This is a genomic window from Amycolatopsis acididurans (genome assembly GCF_012328925.1).
Classification (GTDB): domain Bacteria; phylum Actinomycetota; class Actinomycetes; order Mycobacteriales; family Pseudonocardiaceae; genus Amycolatopsis_E; species Amycolatopsis_E acididurans.
In genome coordinates this window covers 1-22952 of sequence record NZ_JAAXLS010000041.1, presented here as the reverse complement: position 1 = coordinate 22952, position 22952 = coordinate 1, and the positions used below count along the sequence as shown (strand labels likewise).

The window sequence follows — 22952 nt, the reverse complement described above, 5'->3', positions numbered from 1 at the left end:
GAGCTTTTCCATGACCCAGCACGCCAGGACCGACCTCGCTGACACGGACCTGCTTCCCGCGGTAGGGGCCGCGCCCGCCGTCGGCGACGACGGCGCCGTACACACCATGCAGGTGCGCGATGTGTACAAGTCCTTCGGCAGCTTCGCCGTGATGAACGGTATGAGCATCGACTTCACCGACAACGCGATCACCACCGTGCTCGGCCCCTCGGGTACCGGGAAGAGCGTGCTGCTCAAGCACCTCGTGGGGCTGCTCGAACCCGATGCCGGGGAAATTCTCATCTTCGGGCGCGACATCTGGGACATCAGCGAGAACGAGCGTTACGAGATTCGCAAACGGTTCGGCGTGCTCTTCCAGGACGGTGCGCTGTTCGGCTCGATGAACCTCTACGACAACACGGCGTTCCCGCTGCGGAAGCACACGGACAAGGCTGAAGACGAGATCGAGCACATCGTGATGACACGCCTCAAGGAGGTGGGTCTGGAGCAGGCCGTCGGCAAGTTTCCGAACGAGGTCTCCGGTGGCATGCGCAAGCGGGCGGGGTTCGCCCGCGCGCTCGTGCTCAACCCGGACATCGTGCTGTTCGACGAACCCGACTCCGGCCTCGACCCGGTGCGCACGAGCCTGCTGTGCGACCTGATCATGGAGATGCACGCCCAGCACGGCGGCACGTACCTCGTCGTCACCCACGACATCCGCAGCGCGCGCAAGGTCTCCGACTACGTGGGGCTCATCTGGCACGGCAAGGTCGTGCACTACGGCGAGGCCGACGAGGCGTTCGCCTCCGACGATCCGTTCGTGCGGCAGTTCCTCGCGGGTGATTCCGCCGGACCACTCGGGATGGACTGACCCATGCGCCGACTGATCATCGCCTTCATAGCCGCCGCGGTGGTGGTGGCCGGCGTCGTGCTCGCACTGCCGTCGGCGATGTCCGGCTACACGGTGACGGTCGTCCTCGATTCGGCCGCCAACGTCGTGCGTGGCGGAACCGTCGCCATCAACGGCTTCGAGGCGGGCAAGGTCGACGACATCACGGTGCAGGACGGAAAAGCGAAGGTGTCACTCGCGCTGGCGGGCGGCCAGGGACCGTTGCACGACGGTGCGGTGGTGACGATCGAGTGGAAGGCCGTGCTCGGCGAACGGTGGATCGCCGTGACCGATGGACCCAAGAGCAACCCGGTCATCCCCAGCGGGGGGATGATCAGGGGTTCGATGCCGTCGCCGATGGAGTTCGACCAGGTACTGGCCGCGCTCGACCAGCCAACGCGAGACCACCTGGTCTCCCTGATCAACACGCTGAACGGCACGGTCGGCGGCAGCGAGCAGGACCTGAACCGGACGCTGCGCACCGCGGGCCCGGCGGTTCAGGCGCTCGGCGACGTGGTTCGCGGCCTCGGCGCCGACGGGCCCGCGATCAGTCAGCTCGTGACGCAACTGGACACCATGGTGCACACGGTGGCCACCCGGGACTCCGACGTCACCACGATCATCAACGAGCTGTCGAGGACCACCGCCCTGACGGCGCAGCAGAAGCAGGCACTGGCCGACGCGCTGAAGAAGCTTCCGGACACGCTGCGGGCCGCGACGAGCACGCTCGGCGATGTGCCCGGTACCGTCGACAAGGCGTTGCCGTTGTTGCACGCCGCCAAAGGCGCCACCGACCGGCTGCCCGCGCTCGCGCGGAACCTGAGTCCGCTGCTCGCCGATCTGCGTCCCGCGGTGGCACAACTGAAGCCGACCCTCGCGGCCGCGTCGGATCTGCTCGACACCACCCCGGCTCTGCTCGATGCCGCGCATGCCGTGCTGCCCGGTGCGAATTCCGCCGTCGGCAGCCTGCTGCCCGCATTGAGTTTCTTGCGGCCCTACACCCCGGAACTGGCGGGATGGCTGGCCAACTGGGGATCCCTGGCGGCGAGCTACGACGCGAACGGCCACTACGCGCACATCTATATCCAGGCCGGCGCCGGCAACCTCGATGCGAATCCCGGTGTCGTGCCGCCCGGCTACGTCAGCGACCCGAACCCGATGCCGGGCTCGCTGGTCGGGCAGAGCTGGACCGACGCCTTCGGAAGTGGAATGCGATGACTCGAAATCGTGCGCGCCGCGCCACCCGCACCCGCCTGCTGGCGGTGGCCGTCGTGGCGCTCGTGAGCGTGACCGCCGCGACGACCGGCATCGCCGCACGGAACAGCGGTTCCGGCATCACCATCGTCGCTCAATTCGCCGACGCGAGCCCTTTGCTGGTGGGCAACGACGTCAAGGCCAACGGCGTGACCATCGGCCACGTGGCCGCGATGAACGTCGTGAACGGCCGGCTCGCGGGAGTGGCGCTCACGCTGGATCGCTCCGCGCTGCCGGTGCACGTCGACGCGCGCGTGACGATCAAGCCGGTGAGCCTGCTCGGTGAGCGTTACGTGGATCTCGAGCGCGGTAGCGCGGCGGCCCCCGAAATCGGGGACGGCGGTCTGCTCCCGGCGAACCAGACCGGTACCGAGCCCGATCTGTACCAGGTGCTCAACACCGTGGACCAGCCGACCGGATCGGCGCTGTCGGCCCTGGTGACCATGCTCGGCGAAGGTATGCGGGGCAACGGTTCCGACGCCGCCGCCACGATCGGTGTCCTTCAGTCGGCCATGCGCGACACCGACGGCCTGGCGCGGCTGCTCGACCAGCAGAACGACGTGCTCAACAGTCTCGTCGAGCGCCTGCAGCCGGTCGCGAGCGCGCTCGCCGACGACAACGGGCGCACACTCGACGGGTTGATCAACTCGGCACGTCAGCTCACCAGCACCGCCGCGGCCGATCATCAACAGCTGGAGCAGTCGCTGGCCGAGCTTCCCGCGACGTTCAACCAGGCGCGGGCGACACTGGCGCAGCTGACCGGGACGGCGAACGCGACGGTGCCCACGCTCGCCGCCATCCGGCCGACGACCGACCAGCTGACGGCGATCAGCCAGGAGCTCGGCACCTTCGCAGACGCGGCCGATCCGGCGTTGGCCAGTGCCCGGCCCGTGCTGGAGCACGCACGAGAGCTGCTCGCGCAAGCAGGACCCGTCGCCGACGAACTGCGGATGGCCGCGCCCAGCCTGCGTTCGGTCGCGGCGAACGCCAGGCCGCTCGTCACGAGCCTGACGGCGAATCTCGGCACCGTGCTCGACTTCGTCCGGAACTGGGCACTCACCACGAACGGGCACGACGGCGTCTCCCACTACTTCCGGGCGATGGTGACCATCAATCCGGACGCGGTCACCGGGCTGCTCCCCGGTGGCGCACCCAATGCCGCGCCCAGCCCGGCACCGGGTCCCGGCGCCGCTGCGCCTCCCGCTCCGCCGAACGGCTTGCTCGCGCCGCAGAGTTCGGACGGCAGCGCGACCGGGCTCACCCAGAACCAGGAAAGCGGCGCGCTCCAGCTCCTGCTCGGCGGAGGTCAGTGATGGCGGTCGGCAAGCGCAAGACACAGCAGGCAAGGCGGGCCACGGCGCTGGGTGCGGCAGTGCTGCTCACCTTCGCCGCCTCGGTCGGTGTCGCGATCAACGCGTCCAACGGGCTGCCAGGTCAGTCTCGAACCGTCGCGTACGCGGCTTTCGACGACGTGGGCGCGCTCCGCGCCGGAGACGACATCCGGATCGCCGGTGTGCGCGTGGGCCAGGTCGGCGACATCCGGCTCGACGGCGATCACGCGGTGGTCGAGCTCAAGTTCGACGGCGACCGCCCGATCTACCGGGGCTCGAAGGCGGTCACCGCGTCCGTCGGCGCACGCTCGGCCCTCGGCCAGAAGTATGTCGCGTTCACCCCTGGCGATCCGGCTTCGGGAACGCTGCCCGACGGCGCGACGATCCCGGCGACGAAGACTTCGGGCGCCCAGGACCTTTCCGATCTGATCTCGGTCTTCGACGATCCCACCCGGCAGGCACTGGGCAGTACCGTGCGCCAGCTCGGTGGCGGAGTCGCCGGGCACAGCCAGGACCTCAACGACGCCTTGCGGGCCCTGCCCGCCGAGTTGCCGGATCTTGGCACCGTGTCCTCGGCCTTGGCCAGCCGATCCGCCGACGTCACCGCCATGCTGCGCACCGTCGATCAGTTCGCCGCGCGTTTCCAGGGCCGTCAGCAGCAGCTCTCCGACCTGACCGGCCAGCTCGGCACAACGCTCGGCGCCGTCGCGACGGATGGTGGGCAGCCGCTCGCGGACACGCTGAAGCAGACACCGGACACCCTGCGCCAAGCCAGGGAGGCGCTGAAGAATCTGCAAGGCCCCTTGGCGGATACCCAGCAGGCGGTCCGGGTCCTGCAGCCCGGCGCCACGGCACTCGGCCAGGCCACCCCGGACCTGCGTGGCGTGCTGCGTGAGGGAGTTCCGCCGCTGAACAAACTCCCGGGCGTCGATGCCCAGGCCGTCCCGGCAGTCACCGACCTGACTCAGGTGTTCGCCGACGCCCGGCCCCTGGCACCCGAAGTCACCGGCGCTCTGCACGACGCGGCTCCCTTGGTACAGACCTTGGCCCCCTACGCGCCGGAGATCGCGATGTGGTTCACCTACGCCGACGGCGCGCTCTCCGACGGTGACGCGGCGGGGCACTGGCTGCGGATCTACCCGCTCCTCGGGACCGAGTCCGTCACCGGAGCGCCGGCAGGTGTGCGCGACCCGCTCACCGTACGTGATCCCTATCCCGCGCCCGGGCAGGCCGCGCAGGACAAGAAAGGCAGGTGAGATCTCGTGCGGTTGAACAAGCCACGGATGACACGGTTCGGGCTCGGCATCACCTTCATCGTGGTGGCGCTGGTCGCCGGGGCGGTGCTGTTCACGAAGGACCGGATCATCACCACACTGCGACCCGGCACGACGATCACCGCCGACTTCGCGCGCGACTACAAGCTGGAGCCCTACCAGACCCAGGCGAAGATCGCCGGCATACCGGTCGGTGTGGTCACCGCTGTGGACCAGGCACCCGACGGGAAGGCCGTGGTTCACCTCAAGATCGATGACGACGCGCCCGCGAAGCTGCGTTCGGCGCCCACCGCGGTGATCCGCCCGGCAACGCTGCTCGGCGGCAAGTACTACGTCGACTTGGTGCCCGGCGGCGAGACCGGGCCGTTCGACGGCAGGATCCCGGCCGAGCGCACGAAGACGCCGGTGGAACTGGACCAGGTCATCGACGCGTTGCCCCCGAACACGCTCGCCGCGACCCAGGGCACGCTCAAGGAACTCGACGGCGGCCTGACCAGCGCCCAGCCGAGCGTGAAGCGACTGCTCGCCGATGCGCCGTCGATGCTCGGTCCCACCGCCGAGGTGTTGCGGGCGGCGCAGGGTATGAATCCGGGCTCCGACCTGACCACGCTGGTGAGCGGTCTGGAGTCGACGGCACGAACCCTCACCGAGCGGCAGGGTCAGCTCGAGTCCATTCTGGACAACCTGGGTACGGCCAGCGACGTTCTCGGGCGACGAGCCCAAGATCTCAATCGGACCCTGGCCCTCCTTCCCTCTACTTTGGACAGGACGAAGGCCGGCCTCGACCGGCTCGACGGCACCCTGCACAAACTCGGCGACACGTCCGGGCCGGCGCTGCCGGTCGTTCAGCGGCTGGACACCGCACTGCAGCACGCGGACCCCGTCGTGGCCAGTGCGCGTCCCCTGGTCGCCGACCTCGACGGACTGCTGAGCGACGCCCGCCCGCTCGTCGAGAACCTGGTGCCGACCGCGCCTCGGCTGACCACCACGCTCGACGACGTGCGCGGCCCGGTGCTGCAGCGCGTGAACGGCCCGATCATGCAAACCGTGCTCTCGCCCTACCAGGGCACCGGCCGCTATGCGGGTTCGGGCGACGGTAAGCCGTTCTACCAGGAACTGGGCTACCTCGTGGCCGAGCTCGACAGGGTGTCGTCGTTGACGAGCGCGAACGGCGCCAACCTCGCCTTCGCGCCCGGTATCGCACCGGGCAGCCTCGGCGGCCTGCCGATCAGCCTGGAGCAGCTGTTCAGCAACCTCGCGGTGCTGAGCGGACAGGGAGGACGATGATGAGGCGGCTGCGAACCCTCTGGCAGCGTGTGCGTTCCGAACGCGCGCTGCGCCGGAACGTGCTGATCCTCGCCGTCGCGGTGGTGCTGGGCCTCACCGCGGGCGGCGTCATCCTCAGCCAGCAACGGGCGATCTGGCCATGGCAGAGCCGGCATGTCTTCTGGGCGACCTTCGACGAAGCACCCGCGGTCAGCCCGGGCAACGGGCAGGAAGTGCGCATCGCGGGTGTCTCGGTCGGGCAGATCACCAGCGCACGGGTATCCGGCGACGGGAAAGCCCAGCTCCAGCTGTCGATCGAGGACAAGTACCCGGTATACGACAACGCGACCGTCGTGCTGCGGCCGAAGAGCCCGCTCAACGAGATGTACGTGGAACTCGATCCCGGTGACAATGCCGGAAAACCGCTGCCGGAGGACGGTGTGCTGCCTGCCGGCCATTCCCGGAGCCCGGTCCAGGTCGACGAGGTTCTCGCGCACCTCGACACCAGCACCCGCGCCGCACTGACGACGCTGCTGAACGAGTCGGACGTCGCCCTCGCCAAGGCACCCGAGCAGTTCGCCGGGGGAGTGGGCGCGACCGACCAGGTCGCCAGGGACCTCCAGCCGGTCGTCGCCAGGCTGCAGACGCGCAAGGACACGCTGGCCAAACTCGTCACCGCGCTGTCGCAGATCTCCAAGACCGTCGGAGGCGACGACACGCGGCTGGCCGATCTCGCCGGCACTCTGCAACAGACGCTGCAATCGGTGGGCGCGAACAGCGGCCCGCTGGATCAGGCGCTGTCCCAGCTGCCCGATCTGGCCGGTCAGCTCAAACAGGCGACCGACAGTGTCCAGTCCCTGTCCGGCGAACTCGATCCCACGCTGGACAACCTTCGCCAGGCCAGTGGCACCTTGCCGGATTCACTGTCTCGCCTGACCAAGACCGTCGACCAGATCGGCAGCACGGTCGACGCCGCACGCCCGGTGATCGACGGTGCGGTGCCGGTCGTGCGTGACCTGCGGCCCGTCGTGGGGGACCTCAACGCATCGCTTCCCGATCTCCACGAGATCACGGCCCGGCTGGATCCGGTCACCGCGGGGCTGGTGCCTTACCTCGGCGACCTGGGGGCGTTCGTCTACAACACGACGTCGGTCGGCAGCCTGCGCGACGCCAACGGCGGCATCACCCGCGGCCTCGTCGAATTCACACCGAGTTCGTTGCCGCTGTTGAAGAACCTGTCCAGCCCGACCCGACGCTAGGTGGGATCATGCGGATCTCTCACGCGGCGCTGCCGCTCATCCGGCTTCTTGTGCTGCTCGTGTTCACGGCGGCCTGTGCGGTGTTCTTCGGCTGGCTGTGGGTGAATTCGGGCGGCAGGCTGCCGTTCAGCTCGGCCGGATACCGCACGTCGTTCACCGTTGCCGCGGTGTCGAACCTGGTGAACGACGCGGACGTGATGGTCGCCGGCGTCCCGGTCGGCAAAGTCGTCGAGGTGACACCCGATGGCGCACAGGCCCACGTCACGGTCCAGCTCGACTCCGACGTCGCACCACTGCATCAGGGCGCGACCGTGCGGATCCGGCAGAAGACCCTGGTCGAGGAGAGTTACGTCGACGTACACGACGGCGGCGGGACACCGCTGGCGAGTGGGTCCGCGCTGCCACCGGACGCGGCGAAGCCCGCGGTCGAGCTCAACGACGTGCTCACCAGCCTCGAAGGCGGCCCGCGCCAGGAACTGGCCGGGACGTTGCGCTCGCTCGGCGCCGCGACCGACGGCACGGCGGGGGACCTGGCGGCCGCACTGAGCGGACTCGGCGAACTCGGGCGGCAGGGCAAGGGCGCGATGGACGCGCTGGCCGCGCAGTCCGATCAGCTCAAGCGGCTGACCGGGGATGCCGCGACGCTGGTCGCCGCGCTCGACACCCGGCAGGGTCAGATCGCGCAGCTGGTGTCCGATGCGGACACTCTCACCAGGGCGACCTCCGCCGGAAGCGGCGACATCCAGACGGTGATGCGGGAACTGCCGGGCTTGCTGACCACCGCTCGCTCGGCCAGCACCGGTCTGGACCAGTTGTCGGCCGCGCTCGGGCCCGTCGCGGCCAACCTCCGCACGGCGGCCCCCGACCTCGACGTGGCGCTGCGGCAGCTTCCGCAGACCGCGGCGGACCTGCGGGGACTGCTGCCCTCGCTCAACGGGGTGCTCGACCGTGCCCCGGCCACGCTCGGCCGGACCCCGGTACTGGCGGCCGACGCACATCAGCTGCTGCCGACGTTGAACGTGGCCCTGGGCGACGTCAACCCGATGCTGGCATACCTGCAGCCCTACGGCCGCGACATCGCGGCGATGTTCACCAACACCGGCCAGGCGCTGGCCCGCGGTGACGGCAACGGCTTCGCGTTGCGCGCCTTCCTGATCTTCAACGAGCAAAGCCTGAGCGGGCTGCCACTAAACCTCAACCGGATTCCCGCGCTGGACAAGTGGAATCCCTATCCGGCGCCGGGGCAGGCGGCTCGGCCGGGCCCGTTCAACGGCACGTACCCCCACGTGCGCAAGGAGGGGAACTGACCGATGCGCCTACCCCGGCCACGCAAGCCCACGCGCCGCGGCCTCGCCGCGGCGGTGGGTCTCCTCCTCGCGGCCGCGTTCCTGGGCTTGGGGCTGGCGCAGGTGCGCGTCGAGACGACGGTCGGCTCGTTCCTGCCGGCGGACGATCCCGCGAGCGCACAGCTGGAGGACTTCGCCCGCGCGTTCGGTGGAGATCCCGTCGTGGTTCTGCTCGAGTCCCCGCAGGCCGCTCAGCTGCTCGACCAGTCGCACCTCGGCCCGCTGCTCGGTCTTGAGGGGCGGTTGTCGACGCTGCCCGCCGTGGCGACCGTGTACGGCCCGGCCACGGTGCTCAACCAGATCGCGGGGCAGACGCAGAACCTGCTCGCCGAGCTTTCCGGGCGACGGGACGCGGTCCGGCAACAGGGACCGCGGGCACTGCAGGAGTTCGACGCCCGTTACGGCCCTTTGCTGGTGCAGGCCATGCCCGCGGGACTGCCGACTCTGCACAACCCCGCGTTCGTCAACTCGGTGGTCTTCGACGGTAACGGTCGCCCGCGGTCGCAGTGGCGGTTCGTGGTGCCCAACGACCACAGTGTCGCGATCCTGATCCGCCCCGCCCAAGGACTCGACGAGACCGCGACCGCGCGGCTCACCGACGGGGTGCGGAACACGGTCGACGCCGCCCACCTGCCGGACGCGAAGGTCACGGTCTCCGGTGTGCCGGTATTGGCGACGGCATTGAGCGGGCAAGTCCGGCGAGAGGTGCCGCTGATCGGAATCGCGGCCCTGCTGGCGGTGGGGGCGTGCTTCCTGGTCGTGCCATGGACACGGCGGCGGCGCCGGTTGCTGCCGGTGGCCACCACCGTGATCGCGATCGGCATGACGCTCGCGGTGTTCGGCTGGCTGGACCATCCACTCTCCCTCGGCGTCGTCGCGTTCCTGTCGGTGCTGCTCGGGGTCGGCAGCTACTACCCGACCTACCTGGCGCACCAAGCTCGACGACGGGTGGTGCTGGTCGTCGCTGCCGGAACGTCGGCGAGCTTCGTCACCCTGGTCTTGTCCCCGCTGCCGTTCGTGCGGGACCTGGGCATGAGTCTGTCGATGGGCGTGTTGTTCGCGGTCGGTCTCGGGCTGCTGGCCGTGCGCCTCGCAGGCCCGGGCGCGGCCACGCCGGCCGCGCCGGTCCCGTCGCCGCCGGCGGCAGCACCGCGCGGGCTCCGGTTCGCGGGCGTGATCGCGCTGACGGCGCTGGCGGTCCTCGGCTGGGCCGGGCTGTCGTCGTTCCCCCTGGAAACCAACATCGAGAACTTCGCCGACGGGCTGCCGGCCTTGTCGGACGCGCGCTACGCCGAATCGGTGATCGGTTCCTCCGGCGAGGCCGATGTGGTGCTCACCGGAAACAACGTGCTCTCGCCCGAGGCCATCACGTGGATGCGTCAGGCGCAGGACGGCATCGTGGCCGGTTTCGGTGATCGTGCACGCCCCGCGATCTCACCGTCGAGCCTGCTCGGATTCCTCGGCCCCCAGCCGAGCGCGGAGCAGGTCAGCGCCGGGGTGCGTCTGTTGCCGCCGTACCTGTCCGGCGCGGTGTTCCGCAGCGACCTGAAGATGGCGCAGCTCAGCTTCGGCGTGCACATGGACAACATCGGTGAACTGCGCCGGCTGCGGGACCAGATGCTGGCCGGGCTGCCCCCGGTGCCCGCCGGTTACCACGCGGAACTCACCGGCCTGCCGATGGCCGCCGTACGCGGCGACGAACTGGTCTCGGGCCAGCGCGTGCTCAGCAACGTCGCGGGCATCGTCGCCGCCGGAGTGGTCCTCGGCATCGGCCTGCGGCGGCGCGGCGACGCTCTGCGGGCTGTCGTCGCCGCCGCGATCGCGACAGGTCTCGGTTTGCTGGTACTCGCGGTGACGGGAGTTCCGTTGAGCCCGGTCACCGCCGCCCTGGGATCTCTGACGGCGGCCGTCGGCTGCGAATTCACCGTCGTGCTGGCGGCCGCGGCACGAAGTGGCGACCGCTCGCTTCGCAGGTCGGTACTGCTCGCCACCGCATCATCCGCGGTGGGATACGGCGTGCTCGCCTTGTCCGGGCTCGCCGTTGTGCGTGATTTCGGGATCCTGCTCGCCTGCTCGGTGGTGCTCGCACTCGGGTCGGCGGCCGGTGTCGTGTGGGCAACCGTTCGGCCCGGCAGTTCTGCCGCCCCGGAATCCGCTCTGTCCGAAGAAGAACCCGACATGTTGGCAGAGGTGACGTCATGACCATCGACGCGCACGAGGAAGTCGCCGACGAGGTGGCCTCCGAGTCCGATGTGGACGAGAGGCGATCGGGGCGGCCACGATGGCGTCCCCGCCTACCGAGGACGCGCCGGGGCCGGTGGATCGCGCTCGCCGTCGTGGCGTTGCTGGCCGCCGCCGGTGGTGGCGGCTATTACTGGTATCAGTCGACTCAGTTGCCCGCTGGTGCCGCCTTCGAGGTCGGCGGTCGTGTGGTGAGTATCGACGAGCTCAACCAGGAAGTGCAGACCCTGCGCGCACTCTACGGGGTCCAGCCACCCACGGACGAGGCCAAACTGGACGGTTTCCGGCGCGACGCGGCCAAGTCCTACGCCGTGAGCCTGTTGCTCGACCAGGCCGCGCGGGATGCGAATGTGACCGTCGCGGACAAGACGGCGCGCGACACCCTGACCAAGTTCGTCAGCCGGCAACTCGGCGACGGCCCCGACGCGCAGCACCAGTTCGTCCAGGCCCTCGGCGACGCGGGTACGTCGGAGCAGGCGGTGCTGGACGAGATCCGCAGGCAAATGACCGTGTCCCAGTTGTTCAATCAGATCACCGCGGGGACGACGGTGAGCGATGACGAGGTGCGCTCCGCGTTCACCACGCGTGGCGCACAACTGGCGACACCGGAGAAACGACAGCTGTCCAATATCGTCGTCTCGACGAAGGAGCAAGCTGATCAGGTGGTCGCCGACCTGCGAGGCGGGACACCGTTCAGCGCGGAAACGCAGCGCTACAGCGTGGACGGCAGCACCCGCGACAAAGGCGGGGACCTCGGCGAAGTCGCTGCCAACCAGCTCGACAAGACCTACGCCGATGCCGCGTTCGCTGCCCAGCCCGGCCAGATCTTCGGGCCGGTTCAGACGCAGTACGGGTGGAACGTCGGCCAGGTCGTGCACGTGGTGCCTGCCACGCCCGCGGTGTTCGATCAGGTCAAGGACCAGCTCAAGCAGGATCTCGTGCTGGAAAAGGCGTTGGGCACGTGGCGGAACTGGCTGGCGCAGCGGATCAGCGACGGGCACGTGCGCTACGCCGACGCCTACCAGCCCGCCGACGCCGACTCGCCGCCGCCGCTTCAGCAAAGTCCCGCGGCGCAACCGAAATGAGGCCGCTCGTACAGGCACTCGTACTGCTCGCGCTCGCCGCGGCGGTGGGTGCGTTGGGCCGGTGGGGCCGGCGCAACGCCCCCAGACTGGCCCCTGGTGCGCTTTCCGAGCGCGATCGCGCCCACCGTGCCGCCGTGTTGCGGCGCGGTGGGCTGGCCTGTTACGTCGTCGCGTTCCTGCTCGCCGCTTTCGGAGTGGCGTCCGCGTTCTGACCGGCATGGAAAGAGGCCCGTTGAACCAGCTGATGCTGGGACAACGGGCCTCTTCGCGTCGAAGCGTCAGGCGTTGATGAGATCGGTGCGGCCATCGGCATCGAGCCGCTGCTGGTAGGCCGGGAAAAGGGCTTTCGCGGCCGGCACCAGCTTCAGGATCTTCGAGACCGGGCCCTTCGCGCGCACCTGGCCTTTCGCCATCGCCATGGAGAGATTGACCTTGCCCAGCCAGAACCGGTTGCCGGTGTCGGCGGACATGAACAGCTCGACATTCGGCTGGAGATCGGTCGCACCGCTGACGACCTTCCCGCCGGCGAAATCGATGGTCAGTACCGCGTCGGGATCGGTGTAGGTGATCTGCAGGGTGACACCGGAGGCGGCGAGCTTCGGGCCGAGTTCGGCGTCGGCGAGTCCCTGCTCGAAGATTCCACCGATGTAGTCGTAGATCTCCGCGTCATCTTTGAAGGCGGGCATCAATCACTCCTTTGTGTTATCACGGGTTGACGAAAACCTGGCTGAGATTTCAGTCCAGGCCGATCCAGACAGCCTTGGTCTGCGTGTAGCCCAGCAGCGACTCCGCGCCGAGATCCCGGCCGTATCCCGACGCCTTGTAGCCGCCGAAAGGCGCCACCGGGTCGAGCATGTTGTACATGTTCACCCAGACGGTGCCCGCTTCCAGCGCGTGCGCGACCCGATGAGCCCGTTTGACGTCGTTGGTCCAGAGTCCGGCGGCCAGGCCGTACTCGGACCTGTTGGCCCGCCGCACCACTTCGTCCTCGTCTGTGAAGGTGAGAACCGACAGCACCGGGCCGAAGATCTCCTCACGGGCGATCGTCATGTGGTCACCGACGTTCGAGAACACCGTGGGACGCAGGAAGAAGCCATCGGCGAACTCGCCTCCCGGGCGGTCGCCGCCGCAGACGAGGTCGGCACCCTGCTCGACCCCGGACGTGACGTAACCCTGGACGCGTTCCAGCTGAGCAGCCGAGATCAGGGGCCCCATGTCCGTGTCGTCGGCCAAGCCGTGACCCAGCTGTATCGCGCCCGCCGCAACGGAAAGCTCGGCGATCAGGTCGTCGGCGACATCCCGGTGCACGAAAAGCCGCGAGCCCGCGCAGCAGACCTGGCCCTGATTGAGGAAGATCCCGGTCAGCGCACCCTGCGCGGCCGCCGCGAGGTCGGCGTCGGGGAAGACGATATTGGCGGATTTCCCGCCGAGTTCGAGCGTCAGCTTCTTCAGGCTCGCGGCGCTGGCGGTCACGATGCGGCGTCCCGTGGCGGTGGAGCCGGTGAACGAGACCTTGGCGACTCCGGGGTGATCGATGAGGGCCTGTCCCGCTTCCGTGCCATAGCCGGTGACGAGGTTCAGCACACCGGGAGGAAGGCCCGCCTCCAGCGCGAGTTCGACGAGCCGCAGGGCGCTCAACGACGTGAGCTCCGACGGTTTGAGAACGACGGTGTTGCCTGCCGCGAGCGCCGGTGCGAGCTTCCACGAACCGATCAGCAGCGGGAAGTTCCACGGCACGATCGCGCCGATCACGCCCAGTGGCTCGCGTCGCGTGTAGACGAATGACTCGCCGACCGGAGGTGACACGGGCAGCGTTTCGCCGGCGACCTTCGTGCACCAGCCGGCGAAGTAGCGCCAGACTTCCGCCACCATCGCCACGTCGAGGTACTGCGACTCGGTCAGCGGCTTGCCGTTGTCCAGCGTTTCCAGCACGGCCAGCTCTTCGGCGTTGCGCTCGATGAGGTCCGCCAGGTCGGCCAGAATGCGGCCACGGGCGGCGGGTTTGAGGGACCGCCAGCTCGGGAAGGCCCGCGATGCCGACGCGACGGCCCGCTCGACGTCGAAGCATGAGCCGGCGGCGATCCGGGCCAGGACTTCACCGGTGGCGGGGTCGATGGTGGGGATGTCCGAACCATCGGCCGCTGGGCCCGCGATCCCGCCCACCACGATGCTGTTTCCGGCTCTGCCGAGCAGAGGGCGCACAACCTGGGGCGGTTCGCGCCGCACCGGGACGGGCGGGGCTTCGGTTGTCATGTTCCACACTCGCCTTCTCTTCGCGTGGTCCGTCTCGTGACTGTGCCGTCCGCCGGCCGCCGCCGGCGACGACCGGGCAGGCCAACGATGGCCTTCCGGGGCCGCCCTTCCGACGTTCGCGGCGCCGGGCGGATGGCACCGCGGGGCCACGGCTGGCGCGCGAGGACCGGCCGGTACGCCCGTGATCGCGCGATGCTGATTCGCGGCCGTTGCCAGGCGCGCCTTCGACGACGAGGGAGTGAGGAAATGAAGACCAAAGCCGCAGTGCTCTGGGGCCAGCACCAGAAGTGGGAGGTCGAGGAGGTCGAACTCGATCCGCCCAAGGCGGGGGAGGTGCTCGTCAAGCTCACCGCGAGCGGTCTCTGTCACTCTGACGAACACCTTGTGACAGGGGATATCCCCATCCCGTTCCCGGTCGTCGGTGGCCATGAGGGCGCCGGCACCGTGGTCGAGGTCGGCGAGGGCGTCACCGATGTCGAAGTGGGCGATTCGGTGGTACTGAGCTTCCTGCCGGCGTGCGGCCGCTGCTCGTACTGCGCCCGCGGCATGACGAACCTGTGCGATCTCGGCGGTTCCATCATCCTCGGTCCGCAGCTGGACGGGACCTACCGATTCCACGCCCGTGGCGAGGATGTCGGCCAGATGTGCGTGCTCGGCACGTTCTCCGAATACACCGTCGTGCCGATGGCCTCCGTCGTCAAGGTGGACGACGGCATGGCGCTGGACAAGGCGGCGCTCGTCGGCTGCGGCGTGACGACCGGCGTGGGCAGTGTGGTTCGCACCGCCGAGGTCAAAGCCGGCGACACGGTTGTGGTCATGGGCGTCGGTGGTATCGGCATGAACGCGGTGCAAGGCGCGAAGCTCGCGGGCGCACGCTACATCGTGGCCGTCGATCCGGTCGAGTTCAAGCGCACCAAGGCCATGGAATTCGGTGCGACACACACGGCCGAGTCGATGGACGCCGCGTGGGACATCGTCAGCCAGCTGACCCGCGGCCAGCTCGCGGATGCCTGCGTCATCACCACGGGCGTCGCCGAGGGCGAGTACATCGCACCCGCGCTGGGGCTCGTCGGCAAGCGCGGCCGTGTGGTGGTGACGGCGATCGGTCATCCCGAGGAGCTGGCGGTCTCGGCGTCGCTGTTCGAGCTGACCCTCTACGAAAAGCAGATCCGCGGCGCACTGTTCGGTTCGTCCAACCCGCAGCACGACATTCCGCGCCTGCTCGAGCTGTACAACCTCGGCCGGCTCAAGCTCGACGAGCTCGTCACCCGCGAGTACCGGCTCGAAGACATCAACCAGGGCTACCAGGACATGTTGGAGGGCCGCAACATCCGCGGCCTGATCCGGTTCTGACGGCACGAAACAAAGGAGTGATCATGCCAATCAATCGCTCGATCGAACATGGCAAGCGAAGCGGTTTCGGAAGCCTGGCCGGCGGCGGGCTGCGGATGGACTCGTTTCCGATGCGCCTTTTCCGCAAGGGAAACAAGAAGTTCTGGGATCCCGCTGAGATCGACTTCTCTCAGGACGCCCGTGACTTCGCGGAGATGAGCCCTGACGAGAAGCGGCTGGTGTGCACCTTGGCGGCACAGTTCATGGCCGGTGAGGAATCGGTGACCCAGGACCTGCAGCCGTTCATGACCGCGATGGCCGCCGAAGGACGGCTCGGGGACGAGGCATACCTCACCCAGTTCACCTTCGAAGAAGCCAAGCACATGCAGGCGTTCCGGCTGTGGTTCGACGCCATCGGCCTGACCGAAGACCTCCACGACTACGTCGACTACAACCCCGCCTACCAGACGATCTTCACCGAAGAACTGCCCGCCTCCCTGTACGCGCTTGCCGACGATCCTTCACCTGTGGCGCAGATCCGGGCGTCCGTCACGTACAACCACATCGTCGAGGGCTGTCTGGCCCTCACGGGGTACTACAGCTGGGCGCAGGTGTGCACGAAGCGCGGAATCCTGCCGGGGATGCAGGAGGTGGTCAAGCGTATCGGCGATGACGAGCGACGCCACATGGCTTGGGGCACCTTCACCTGCAGGCGTCACGTCGCAGCCAGCGAGGCCTACTTCGACGTGGTCGACGAGCGTATGCAGGAGCTGCTCCAGCCGTCGCTGGAACTCATCGCGAACCTCTTCGATCAGTTCCCGGAAAACGAGGTTCCCTTCGGTATCACACCCGACGAGATGACCGATTACGCGCTCGACAAGGTGAACCGCCGTCTGGAGTCCATCCAGAGCGCGATCGGCCGCCCGATCGAAGAGATCGACGACGACTACTCGCCGATGTCGCTGGAGGACAAGTTCGCCGAGGAGGACGAGGCCGCCACCGCCGCGGCGCTGGCGGGCGCTTCCGCCTAGGGCCGTTTCGGGTGCTGGGTCGCTCCGGCGATCCAGCGCTCCGGAACGTGAGACGAAGGACAGGAACGTGAACTCCAAGCGGACGACAGTCGACCTGCTGTTGATCGGTGCGGGACCGGTTGGGCTCTACGGCGCCTACTATGCCGGTTTCCGCGGGCTGACCGTGGCGGTGCTGGACTCCCTGCCACAGGTCGGCGGGCAGATCAGTGCGCTGTACCCGGAGAAGAACATCTACGATGTCGCCGGTTTCCCCGCCGTGAGGGGGCAGCAACTGGTGGACAACCTGGTGGCACAGGCGGCGCCGTTCGAGCCGGTGTATGTGCTCGGGCAGGAAGCGCGGAGCCTGCGCGGGGAACCCGGCAGGATGGTCGTGACGACCGCGGAAGGTTCGGAGATCGTCGCCGGTGCCGTGATCGTCACGGCCGGGGCCGGCGCGGCAAGCCCGCGGCCACTTCCCTGCGGGGAGGATTTCCTGGAACGGGGACTGCACTACTTCGTCCCGCGACTGTCCACATTCGACCACAAGGATGTGGTGGTCGTCGGTGGTGGCGATTCCGCCGTCGACTGGGCACTCGCGGCGGTGGACCGTGCTCGCAGCGTGCGACTGATCCACCGGCGCCGGCAGTTTCGCGCACACGAACATTCGGTCGCACGGTTGCGCGCATCCGGATGCGAGCTGGTACTCGACGCCCAGGTGGCGGGAATTTCCGGGACCGCGGCTGTCGACGCGGTGAGCGTCACGGTCCAGGGCGAGGCCGAACCGCGGAAGCTGCCCGCCCAGGTGGTCGTGGCGGCGCTGGGCTTCATCATGCGCCTCGGCGCGATCGCCGACTGGGGTTTCGAGATCGAGAACCGGTCCATCATGGTCGATTCCGCCATGCGTACCAGTGTTCCGGGTGTGTTCGCGGCCGGCGACATCACCGCCTACGACGGCAAGGTCAAGTTGATCGCGGTGGGTTTCGGTGAGGTCGCGCTCGCCGTCAACAACGCGGCCGCAGCGCTGCGCCCAGAATCCGGGTTGGCACCGGGACATTCGTCGGATGTCACCGTGCTCGCGGCGCGGTGAGGGAAGGAGAGACACGATGGCCTTTGTCATCGGTGAACCCTGTGTCGATGTGATGGACAAGTCCTGTATCGAGGAATGTCCTGTCGACTGCATCTACGAGGGCGAGCGGATGCTGTACATCCACCCCGCCGAGTGCATCGACTGTGGGGCATGCGAACCGGCCTGTCCGATGGAGGCGATCCGGCCGGCACAGCAGGTGAACGCCGAGTGGAAGCCGTTCCAGGACGCGAGCCGGGAGCTGTTCGGCGAGCTCGGTTCGCCGGGCGGGTCGTCCAACGTGGACGGGCCGGTGACCGACCCCGGATACGTGGCGGAGTTGCCCAAGCCGGAATGAACCCTCGCGTGTGTGGGCCGTGAGTGTTAGTTTGCGTCAGCGGAGCGTGGAAGCCGGCAGAGCCGCCGGGAACGAGGTCGATATGCCGGGCACCAGTACGGAAAAGTCGATGACCGACGATGTGAACGCATCGCCTCATCAGCGATTGCGCGTGTTCATCGTGGACGATCATGCCCTGTTCGCACAAGGTCTGTCCTTGTTGCTGTCCGCCAACGCCTCGGACCGGATCGAAGTCGTAGGCCTGGCCACGCATCCGGCTGAGGCCGTGTCGGAGGTGATCAACGCCGGCACTGACGTGGCGCTGGTCGACCTCGCCATGCCGCCGCTCGGCGGAGTGGACGTCATTCGCGCGATCAAGCAGCGCAAAGCACAGGTCAAGATCATCGCACTGACCGGGTCGGAGGACCTGGAACTGGGTGAAGCCGCGATCAGGGCCGGCGCCGACGCCTACCTGACGAAATCGTCGGATCCGGATGCCCTGCTGGCGCCGATTCTCAGCGTCGCCGGCGGATTGTGCGTGCTGCGTCCCGAGATGGTCGCGGCGTTGCTGTCGACCCCCCGCAAGCCGCCGGAGTTCCTGCTGGCCAAACTGAGCCAGCAGGAACTCCGGCTGTGGTCCTTCGTGGCGCAAGGGCTCGAAACCGGAGACATCGCGCACCGGCTGCTGGTGTCGGAACGCACCGCGAAACGCATGGTCGCCGGCCTGCTGCACAAGATCGGCGCCGCGAACCGGATCGAGGCGGCCGGGCTTGCCGGCTGGTACGGCCTGCTCCACCCCGGCGAGCAGTAGGCCTTCACCGTGGGATGGTCAGGTCCACCCGCAGGCCACCGCCATCCCGCGCCCGGAAATACAGATGTCCGCCCAGGGCCCGGGTGATCTGCTCGACGATCCACAGCCCGAGGCCGGCGGTTCCGCGTGAATCCCCGAGCGAGACGTATTTCTCGGTGACACCGGCCAGTTGTTCCGGCCGGAGGCCCGGACCACGGTCGGCCACGCTGATCTCGATCTCCTGGGCACCGGCCCGGGCGGTGATGTCGATGGGCCGGGATTCGCTGTGCCGCACCGCGTTGTCCGCCAGATTGGTGATCACGCGACGGAGCCGCACGTCGACGACGACCTGGGCGTTCGCGGGTGTGACGACGAGGTGGAGCTGGGGAGGCCGGAGACCGGCGGCGTCCGCCGCGGCGAGAAGGAACTGTTCCAGGTCCACCTCCCGCCGGCGCGGCGTGCCCAGCGGAGAGCCTTCCATCCGGGCGACGTCGGCCAGCCCGTCGAGCATCTCCGCGAGATGCTCGACGTGGCTGGCGACCAGCACCGAAGCCATGTGGCGAGTTTCTTCCGTGCCGCCTTTCCGCACCAGGTTGCTGCCCAACGCGGACAGCGACGCCACCGGCGTGCGGAACTCGTGCAGGATGATCCGCAGCCCGTCCTGCTGGGCTTGGTAGGACGCCAGCAGCCGGTCGCGCAGCTCGCGCTCGTATTCGGCGGCATCATGTTCGACCTGTGCCCGCGCCTGTGCTCCGAGCACCTGCTCTTGCTGACGTTCGGCGAGGAACGTGATGCCCGCTGCCAGCAGGCCGGTGAAGAACAGGAAACCGCTCCACCACGCCGACCAGCCGAGCCGCTCGTGCACGGGGGGTGCCGTGTTGGCCAGCATGCCGACCATGAAGGTCGCGGCCGCGATCGCCAACGTCAGCACCACCGCACCACGCAGTCTGATGCGAATGCCGCCCGACACGACCACCAGGAACAGGATCGCCACGGCTGGGCTCGTGCTCCCGCCGGTGGAGGCCAGCAACTCGGTCGCGACGACCGCGTCGACCAAGCCGACGGCCATCGCCTCGCGTGTCCCGATGCGTTCGAGTCTGGGCAGGCACACGGTCGTGACGCCGTAGCACCAGGCGACGGCGACCAAGCAGAGGGTCACGGCGGGATGCGCACGCACGGACTCGGGGCCGAACGCGAACAGCAAGGTCGCCGCGATGATCACGCCGATGCGGATGGCCCCGGTCAGCCGGCTCACCGCCGTGGTACCGGTGACCTCATCCAGAGCCAGGCGTGTCGAGGCGTGTCTGTTCCGGACTGGTTCGACTACGGCCACCGTGCTCATCACCATGTTTCCGTACCTCCGCACCGCCGTTGGTGGGGAAAGGCCGGAACATGGTAGGAAGCGGCGAGCCCCGGCCGGCACGGGCGCGGCGCACGAAGCTGCCGGTTGTATTTGTGCAGCCGGTACGAACCCACTCCGGTAGCCGCCCCGTGACCTCCCGGCTAGGTTTGCCGGGTGCGGACTCGAGCAGCGGGCGACCCGGAGGGAGTCGTGGCGGCCCACCTCACGACGATCGGGGCGACGCTCAACGACGACCTGCCCGCACTCGTGCAGCAGCTCTACGCGCGGCTCGTCGAGGAAATCGAGGAGCTGCGCGGTGACGAACGCCTGCTGAGGTTGATGAACTCGACGATCGAGGGCAATCTCAGCACCGTGCTGCACCTCCTGCAGCACGGAATCGAGGTCGACCGGGTGGACGTCCCGGCCACCGCCATCGAGTACGCCCACCGCCTCGCCCAGAACGGTGTCCCCGTGCAGGCGCTCGTGCGTGCCTACCGGCTGGGGCAGGACTCGTTCCTTCAGCGTGGCCTCGAACTGCTGACGAGCGAGGTCACCGACGTCCGGCTCGTCGCCGCGACGGCCCAGCGGCTCACCGCGATCACCTTCGACTACATCGACCGCGTGACCGAACAGGTGCTGGCCGCTTACCAGGACGAGCGTGAACGCTGGCTGCGGCGGCGCAACGCGGACCGCGAGGCCCTGGTGCACGAGCTGCTGCGCGGCAAGGCGGTCGATCTCCGGACCGCCGAGACGACGCTTGGTTACCAGCTGCTCGGGCGCCGGCATCTCGGCCTGGTCGTCTGGGCCCCGCCGGAGGAGCGGTTCGAGCCTGGCGGGCCAGGGTTGGAGCGGCTCACCCATGAACTCGCGCACCGCCTCGGATGCGCCCTGTCGCCTCTGTTCCTGTCCCCTGACCAGGTGACGGTCTGGGCCTGGTTCCCGATGGAGGGCCCCTCGCCCACCGGCGCGGATTTCCGGTCCGCCCTCGACGCGCTCGGGCGCCGTATCAGGGTCGCGGTGGGGCAGCCGGGGGCCGGGGTCGAGGGCTTCACACGAAGCCACGATCAGGCGAGCCAGGTGCAACGCGCACTGCTCGTCGCGGGATCCGCCGCTGCGTCGGCAGCCGACTTCGGTGAGGTCGGTCCGATCGCTCTGCTGTGCGAAGACCTGCCGGCCACCAGGGCGTGGGTGATCGAGATTCTCGGCCGGCTCGCCGCCGACGACGAGTCGCATGCCCGGCTCCGCGAAACGCTACGGGTCTTCCTGCTGACCGGGGGCAGCTATGTCGCGGCCGCGGAGAAGCTCGCCCTGCACCGGAACTCGGTGCATTACCGGGTACGTAAGGCGGAAGAGGAGCGCGGTCGCCCTATCGACCCGGACCGGCTCGACGTCGAGATCGCACTGAAGGCCTGCCACTGGCTGGGCAGGTCCGTGCTCCTGTAGCTGGTTCCTGGTGATACGTCCGTACACCGGGCGGACGCCGAAGGCGTGGCGCCCACCCGGTGTCGACCTCAGCTCAGCACCGGACGGCCCAGCGGCAGGGGCCTGCCGCCCGTCGCGGCGGACAGGGCGCCGGCGAACAGGTACACCCCGACCGCGGTGAACGAGAACACGACGTACCCGCCGACGGTGGTGGCCGCCGTGGAGCCGCCCACCGTGCCGTAGAGCACGAGCGCGAGCGCGATGTCGATCAGCGTGAACAGGAGTGTGAAGGCCGCGGGAAGTCGCAGCGTGGCCAGCGTCAGCAGCACGATCGTGACCAGCCAGGCGATCAGGAACAGGCCCTGGGTGGCGACGGCCGCGTCGGCGGAGATGCCGAACCAGTTGTGGATCAGCCCGAGCACGAGTGCGGCGTAGCTGAGCCAGAAGCCGGTGAACACCCCGAACACAGCGGCGACCGCGTTCTGGCCCAGCGACGCGGCCCACACCGCGGCGATGAGCTGGCCAAGACCGGTGGCGGGCAGGATGATCGCGATCGAGGCGCCGACAGCGCTTGCCGGGACGTATCCGGTGAGCACCAGGCCGAGCGCGGTCGCGCCGACGATGAAGGTGGGCACCCCGATCAGGGCGGGATCGCCCGCGGGTGCGGATCGGACGGGGGCTTCGGTGGCAACGGCAGTGGTCATCGTGTACTCCTCGTTGAGCTGCGAATGATCCTCGGATGCGGTTCGAACTACGTGCTGCTGGGAGTTGCGAGCACTTACCCGGTCCTGGGCCAGATGTGTGACAGCTCAGGATGGTCGTCGTCGATCACGCGATGCGCGAGAGCGATCGCTTCCTTCGGATCGATCTGGTCATAGGCGGGATGCCCCTTGGCGATACCCTCGAGGACGCTTGCCAGCTCCTCGGCCGTGGCCGGGGACAGGCCGGCATCTCGCTTGCATTGCACATAGCGCAGCCGCAACACTCCCGCGGCCTGCAGCAGTAAAGAGCCGTAAGTAGCGTGTGCGGCTGACTCCTGGTCTTTCACGCCGACTCCCTTTCTCTCTTCAGGTCTCCCGAAGCGGCTCGCGTGGTGGCCTTGTCCGCTACGTGCCGGCGGGTGTGCCGGGCACGTAGCGGGCGGGCCGGGTTAGGCGGTGGCGCGTTTTTTGAGTTCCTTGGCGGCTGCGCCGGGGTCGGTGGCGTTGTAGATCGCGCCGCCGGCGACGGCGACGGTGGCGCCGGCCTGGCGGACCGAGGCGATGGTGTCGGCCTTGATGCCACCGGCGATGGAGAAGGGGACCCCGGCCTCGCGGCCGTCATCGAGCAGGGTCTGGATGCTGTAGCCGGGGCGGGCCTGCTCGTCCAGACCGGCGTGGATCTCCACGAACGACACCCCCAGCTTGGCCACCTCCCGGATACGGGCCACCCGGCCCTCCACCACGGTGATCATGTCGGCCACCACCTGCTTGCCGTACT

Annotated in this window: 22 protein-coding genes; 16 read left to right on the top strand and 6 right to left on the bottom strand. The window is 68.6% G+C overall.

What is annotated here, in order from left to right:
* Positions 1 to 10: 10 nt before the first annotated feature.
* From HFP15_RS33245 to HFP15_RS33200, 10 genes are read left to right on the top strand one after another with little or no spacing between them, the layout of a single operon-like run.
* Positions 11 to 850, top strand: a complete 840-nt coding sequence (locus tag HFP15_RS33245; RefSeq protein WP_168520904.1) for an ABC transporter ATP-binding protein — start codon at positions 11 to 13, stop codon at positions 848 to 850.
* 3 nt (positions 851 to 853) lie between these two features.
* Entirely contained in the window at positions 854 to 2086 is a 1233-nt protein-coding gene (locus HFP15_RS33240; RefSeq protein ID WP_168520902.1) for an MlaD family protein, read from the top strand.
* Positions 2083 to 3435 (top strand): MlaD family protein, encoded by a 1353-nt coding sequence (locus HFP15_RS33235; protein ID WP_168520900.1) that lies wholly within the window; start codon positions 2083 to 2085, stop codon positions 3433 to 3435. Before HFP15_RS33240 ends, HFP15_RS33235 begins: the two co-directional genes overlap by 4 nt.
* Positions 3435 to 4709, top strand: coding sequence for an MlaD family protein (locus tag HFP15_RS33230; protein ID WP_168520898.1), 1275 nt, complete (start codon positions 3435 to 3437; stop codon positions 4707 to 4709). The genes HFP15_RS33235 and HFP15_RS33230 overlap by 1 nt, the downstream gene beginning before the upstream one ends.
* A 27-nt stretch (positions 4710 to 4736) precedes the next feature.
* Positions 4737 to 6014: an MlaD family protein gene (locus HFP15_RS33225; RefSeq protein WP_168520896.1), complete on the top strand. Its 1278-nt coding sequence runs from the start codon at positions 4737 to 4739 to the stop codon at positions 6012 to 6014.
* Positions 6014 to 7252, top strand: a complete 1239-nt coding sequence (locus tag HFP15_RS33220; RefSeq protein WP_246272253.1) for an MlaD family protein — start codon at positions 6014 to 6016, stop codon at positions 7250 to 7252. Before HFP15_RS33225 ends, HFP15_RS33220 begins: the two co-directional genes overlap by 1 nt.
* An 8-nt stretch (positions 7253 to 7260) precedes the next feature.
* Positions 7261 to 8559, top strand: coding sequence for an MlaD family protein (locus tag HFP15_RS33215; RefSeq protein ID WP_168520892.1), 1299 nt, complete (start codon positions 7261 to 7263; stop codon positions 8557 to 8559).
* A gap of 3 nt (positions 8560 to 8562) precedes the next feature.
* Positions 8563 to 10800, top strand: a complete 2238-nt coding sequence (locus HFP15_RS33210; RefSeq protein ID WP_168520890.1) for an RND transporter family protein — start codon at positions 8563 to 8565, stop codon at positions 10798 to 10800.
* Positions 10797 to 11924: a peptidylprolyl isomerase gene (locus HFP15_RS33205; RefSeq protein ID WP_168520888.1), complete on the top strand. Its 1128-nt coding sequence runs from the start codon at positions 10797 to 10799 to the stop codon at positions 11922 to 11924. Before HFP15_RS33210 ends, HFP15_RS33205 begins: the two co-directional genes overlap by 4 nt.
* Positions 11921 to 12136, top strand: coding sequence for a hypothetical protein (locus tag HFP15_RS33200; protein WP_168520886.1), 216 nt, complete (start codon positions 11921 to 11923; stop codon positions 12134 to 12136). The genes HFP15_RS33205 and HFP15_RS33200 overlap by 4 nt, the downstream gene beginning before the upstream one ends.
* Positions 12137 to 12202: 66 nt before the next feature.
* Here HFP15_RS33200 and HFP15_RS33195 read toward each other — a convergent pair whose 3' ends face one another.
* A complete protein-coding gene (locus tag HFP15_RS33195) occupies positions 12203 to 12610 on the bottom strand; it encodes an SCP2 sterol-binding domain-containing protein (RefSeq protein WP_168520884.1) in 408 nt (135 codons plus the stop codon).
* Between the two features lie 49 nt (positions 12611 to 12659).
* Positions 12660 to 14177 (bottom strand): aldehyde dehydrogenase family protein, encoded by a 1518-nt coding sequence (locus HFP15_RS33190; RefSeq protein ID WP_168520882.1) that lies wholly within the window; start codon positions 14175 to 14177, stop codon positions 12660 to 12662.
* Between the two features lie 246 nt (positions 14178 to 14423).
* On the opposite strand from HFP15_RS33190, the gene HFP15_RS33185 reads away from it, so the two are divergent.
* The 5 genes from HFP15_RS33185 to HFP15_RS33165 all read left to right on the top strand — a co-directional run bounded on the left by HFP15_RS33185 (position 14424) and on the right by HFP15_RS33165 (position 18730).
* Positions 14424 to 15530 carry an NDMA-dependent alcohol dehydrogenase gene (locus HFP15_RS33185; RefSeq protein ID WP_168520880.1) on the top strand — a complete coding sequence of 369 codons (1107 nt, stop codon included), beginning with the start codon at positions 14424 to 14426 and terminating at the stop codon, positions 15528 to 15530.
* Positions 15531 to 15553: 23 nt separating this feature from the next.
* Positions 15554 to 16540 carry a R2-like ligand-binding oxidase gene (locus tag HFP15_RS33180; protein WP_168520878.1) on the top strand — a complete coding sequence of 329 codons (987 nt, stop codon included), beginning with the start codon at positions 15554 to 15556 and terminating at the stop codon, positions 16538 to 16540.
* 67 nt (positions 16541 to 16607) lie between these two features.
* Positions 16608 to 17606, top strand: a complete 999-nt coding sequence (locus tag HFP15_RS33175; RefSeq protein ID WP_168520876.1) for an NAD(P)/FAD-dependent oxidoreductase — start codon at positions 16608 to 16610, stop codon at positions 17604 to 17606.
* A gap of 16 nt (positions 17607 to 17622) precedes the next feature.
* Positions 17623 to 17940: a ferredoxin gene (gene fdxA, locus HFP15_RS33170; RefSeq protein WP_168520874.1), complete on the top strand. Its 318-nt coding sequence runs from the start codon at positions 17623 to 17625 to the stop codon at positions 17938 to 17940.
* A 109-nt stretch (positions 17941 to 18049) separates the two neighbouring features.
* Complete coding sequence (locus HFP15_RS33165) at positions 18050 to 18730, top strand: response regulator (RefSeq protein WP_168520872.1); 681 nt, start codon at positions 18050 to 18052, stop codon at positions 18728 to 18730.
* Between the two features lie 4 nt (positions 18731 to 18734).
* Here the strand turns inward: HFP15_RS33165 and HFP15_RS33160 are convergent, their stop codons facing one another.
* Positions 18735 to 19964: a sensor histidine kinase gene (locus HFP15_RS33160; RefSeq protein ID WP_168520870.1), complete on the bottom strand. Its 1230-nt coding sequence runs from the start codon at positions 19962 to 19964 to the stop codon at positions 18735 to 18737.
* A 261-nt stretch (positions 19965 to 20225) separates the two neighbouring features.
* Between HFP15_RS33160 and HFP15_RS33155 the strand changes: the two genes are divergently transcribed.
* On the top strand, positions 20226 to 21494 hold the full coding sequence (locus HFP15_RS33155; protein ID WP_168520868.1) for a PucR family transcriptional regulator: 1269 nt from the start codon (positions 20226 to 20228) through the stop codon (positions 21492 to 21494).
* 68 nt (positions 21495 to 21562) lie between these two features.
* Here the strand turns inward: HFP15_RS33155 and HFP15_RS33150 are convergent, their stop codons facing one another.
* The 3 genes from HFP15_RS33150 to HFP15_RS33140 form a co-directional block, all read right to left on the bottom strand.
* Positions 21563 to 22177, bottom strand: a complete 615-nt coding sequence (locus HFP15_RS33150; RefSeq protein ID WP_168520867.1) for an acetate uptake transporter family protein — start codon at positions 22175 to 22177, stop codon at positions 21563 to 21565.
* Between the two features lie 74 nt (positions 22178 to 22251).
* Positions 22252 to 22521, bottom strand: coding sequence for a hypothetical protein (locus HFP15_RS33145; RefSeq protein ID WP_168520865.1), 270 nt, complete (start codon positions 22519 to 22521; stop codon positions 22252 to 22254).
* A 102-nt stretch (positions 22522 to 22623) separates the two neighbouring features.
* Positions 22624 to 22952 (bottom strand): beta/alpha barrel domain-containing protein (locus HFP15_RS33140; RefSeq protein WP_512699088.1); only part of this gene is annotated, 329 nt, incomplete at its 5' end.

Excerpts from the sequence above, each read along its gene's own strand:
- HFP15_RS33180 (WP_168520878.1), top strand. The coding sequence starts at position 15,554 with ATGCCAATCAATCGCTCGATCGAACATGGCAAGCGAAGCGGTTTCGGA.
- HFP15_RS33230 (WP_168520898.1), top strand. The coding sequence starts at position 3,435 with ATGGCGGTCGGCAAGCGCAAGACACAGCAGGCAAGGCGGGCCACGGCG.
- fdxA (WP_168520874.1), top strand. The coding sequence starts at position 17,623 with ATGGCCTTTGTCATCGGTGAACCCTGTGTCGATGTGATGGACAAGTCC.
- HFP15_RS33150 (WP_168520867.1), bottom strand. The coding sequence starts at position 22,177 with ATGACCACTGCCGTTGCCACCGAAGCCCCCGTCCGATCCGCACCCGCG.
- HFP15_RS33235 (WP_168520900.1), top strand. The coding sequence starts at position 2,083 with ATGACTCGAAATCGTGCGCGCCGCGCCACCCGCACCCGCCTGCTGGCG.
- HFP15_RS33165 (WP_168520872.1), top strand. The coding sequence starts at position 18,050 with ATGACCGACGATGTGAACGCATCGCCTCATCAGCGATTGCGCGTGTTC.
- HFP15_RS33225 (WP_168520896.1), top strand. The coding sequence starts at position 4,737 with ATGACACGGTTCGGGCTCGGCATCACCTTCATCGTGGTGGCGCTGGTC.
- HFP15_RS33200 (WP_168520886.1), top strand. The coding sequence starts at position 11,921 with ATGAGGCCGCTCGTACAGGCACTCGTACTGCTCGCGCTCGCCGCGGCG.
- HFP15_RS33215 (WP_168520892.1), top strand. The coding sequence starts at position 7,261 with ATGCGGATCTCTCACGCGGCGCTGCCGCTCATCCGGCTTCTTGTGCTG.
- HFP15_RS33240 (WP_168520902.1), top strand. The coding sequence starts at position 854 with ATGCGCCGACTGATCATCGCCTTCATAGCCGCCGCGGTGGTGGTGGCC.
- HFP15_RS33245 (WP_168520904.1), top strand. The coding sequence starts at position 11 with ATGACCCAGCACGCCAGGACCGACCTCGCTGACACGGACCTGCTTCCC.
- HFP15_RS33195 (WP_168520884.1), bottom strand. The coding sequence starts at position 12,610 with ATGCCCGCCTTCAAAGATGACGCGGAGATCTACGACTACATCGGTGGA.
- HFP15_RS33220 (WP_246272253.1), top strand. The coding sequence starts at position 6,014 with ATGAGGCGGCTGCGAACCCTCTGGCAGCGTGTGCGTTCCGAACGCGCG.
- HFP15_RS33185 (WP_168520880.1), top strand. The coding sequence starts at position 14,424 with ATGAAGACCAAAGCCGCAGTGCTCTGGGGCCAGCACCAGAAGTGGGAG.
- HFP15_RS33190 (WP_168520882.1), bottom strand. The coding sequence starts at position 14,177 with ATGACAACCGAAGCCCCGCCCGTCCCGGTGCGGCGCGAACCGCCCCAG.
- HFP15_RS33210 (WP_168520890.1), top strand. The coding sequence starts at position 8,563 with ATGCGCCTACCCCGGCCACGCAAGCCCACGCGCCGCGGCCTCGCCGCG.
- HFP15_RS33205 (WP_168520888.1), top strand. The coding sequence starts at position 10,797 with ATGACCATCGACGCGCACGAGGAAGTCGCCGACGAGGTGGCCTCCGAG.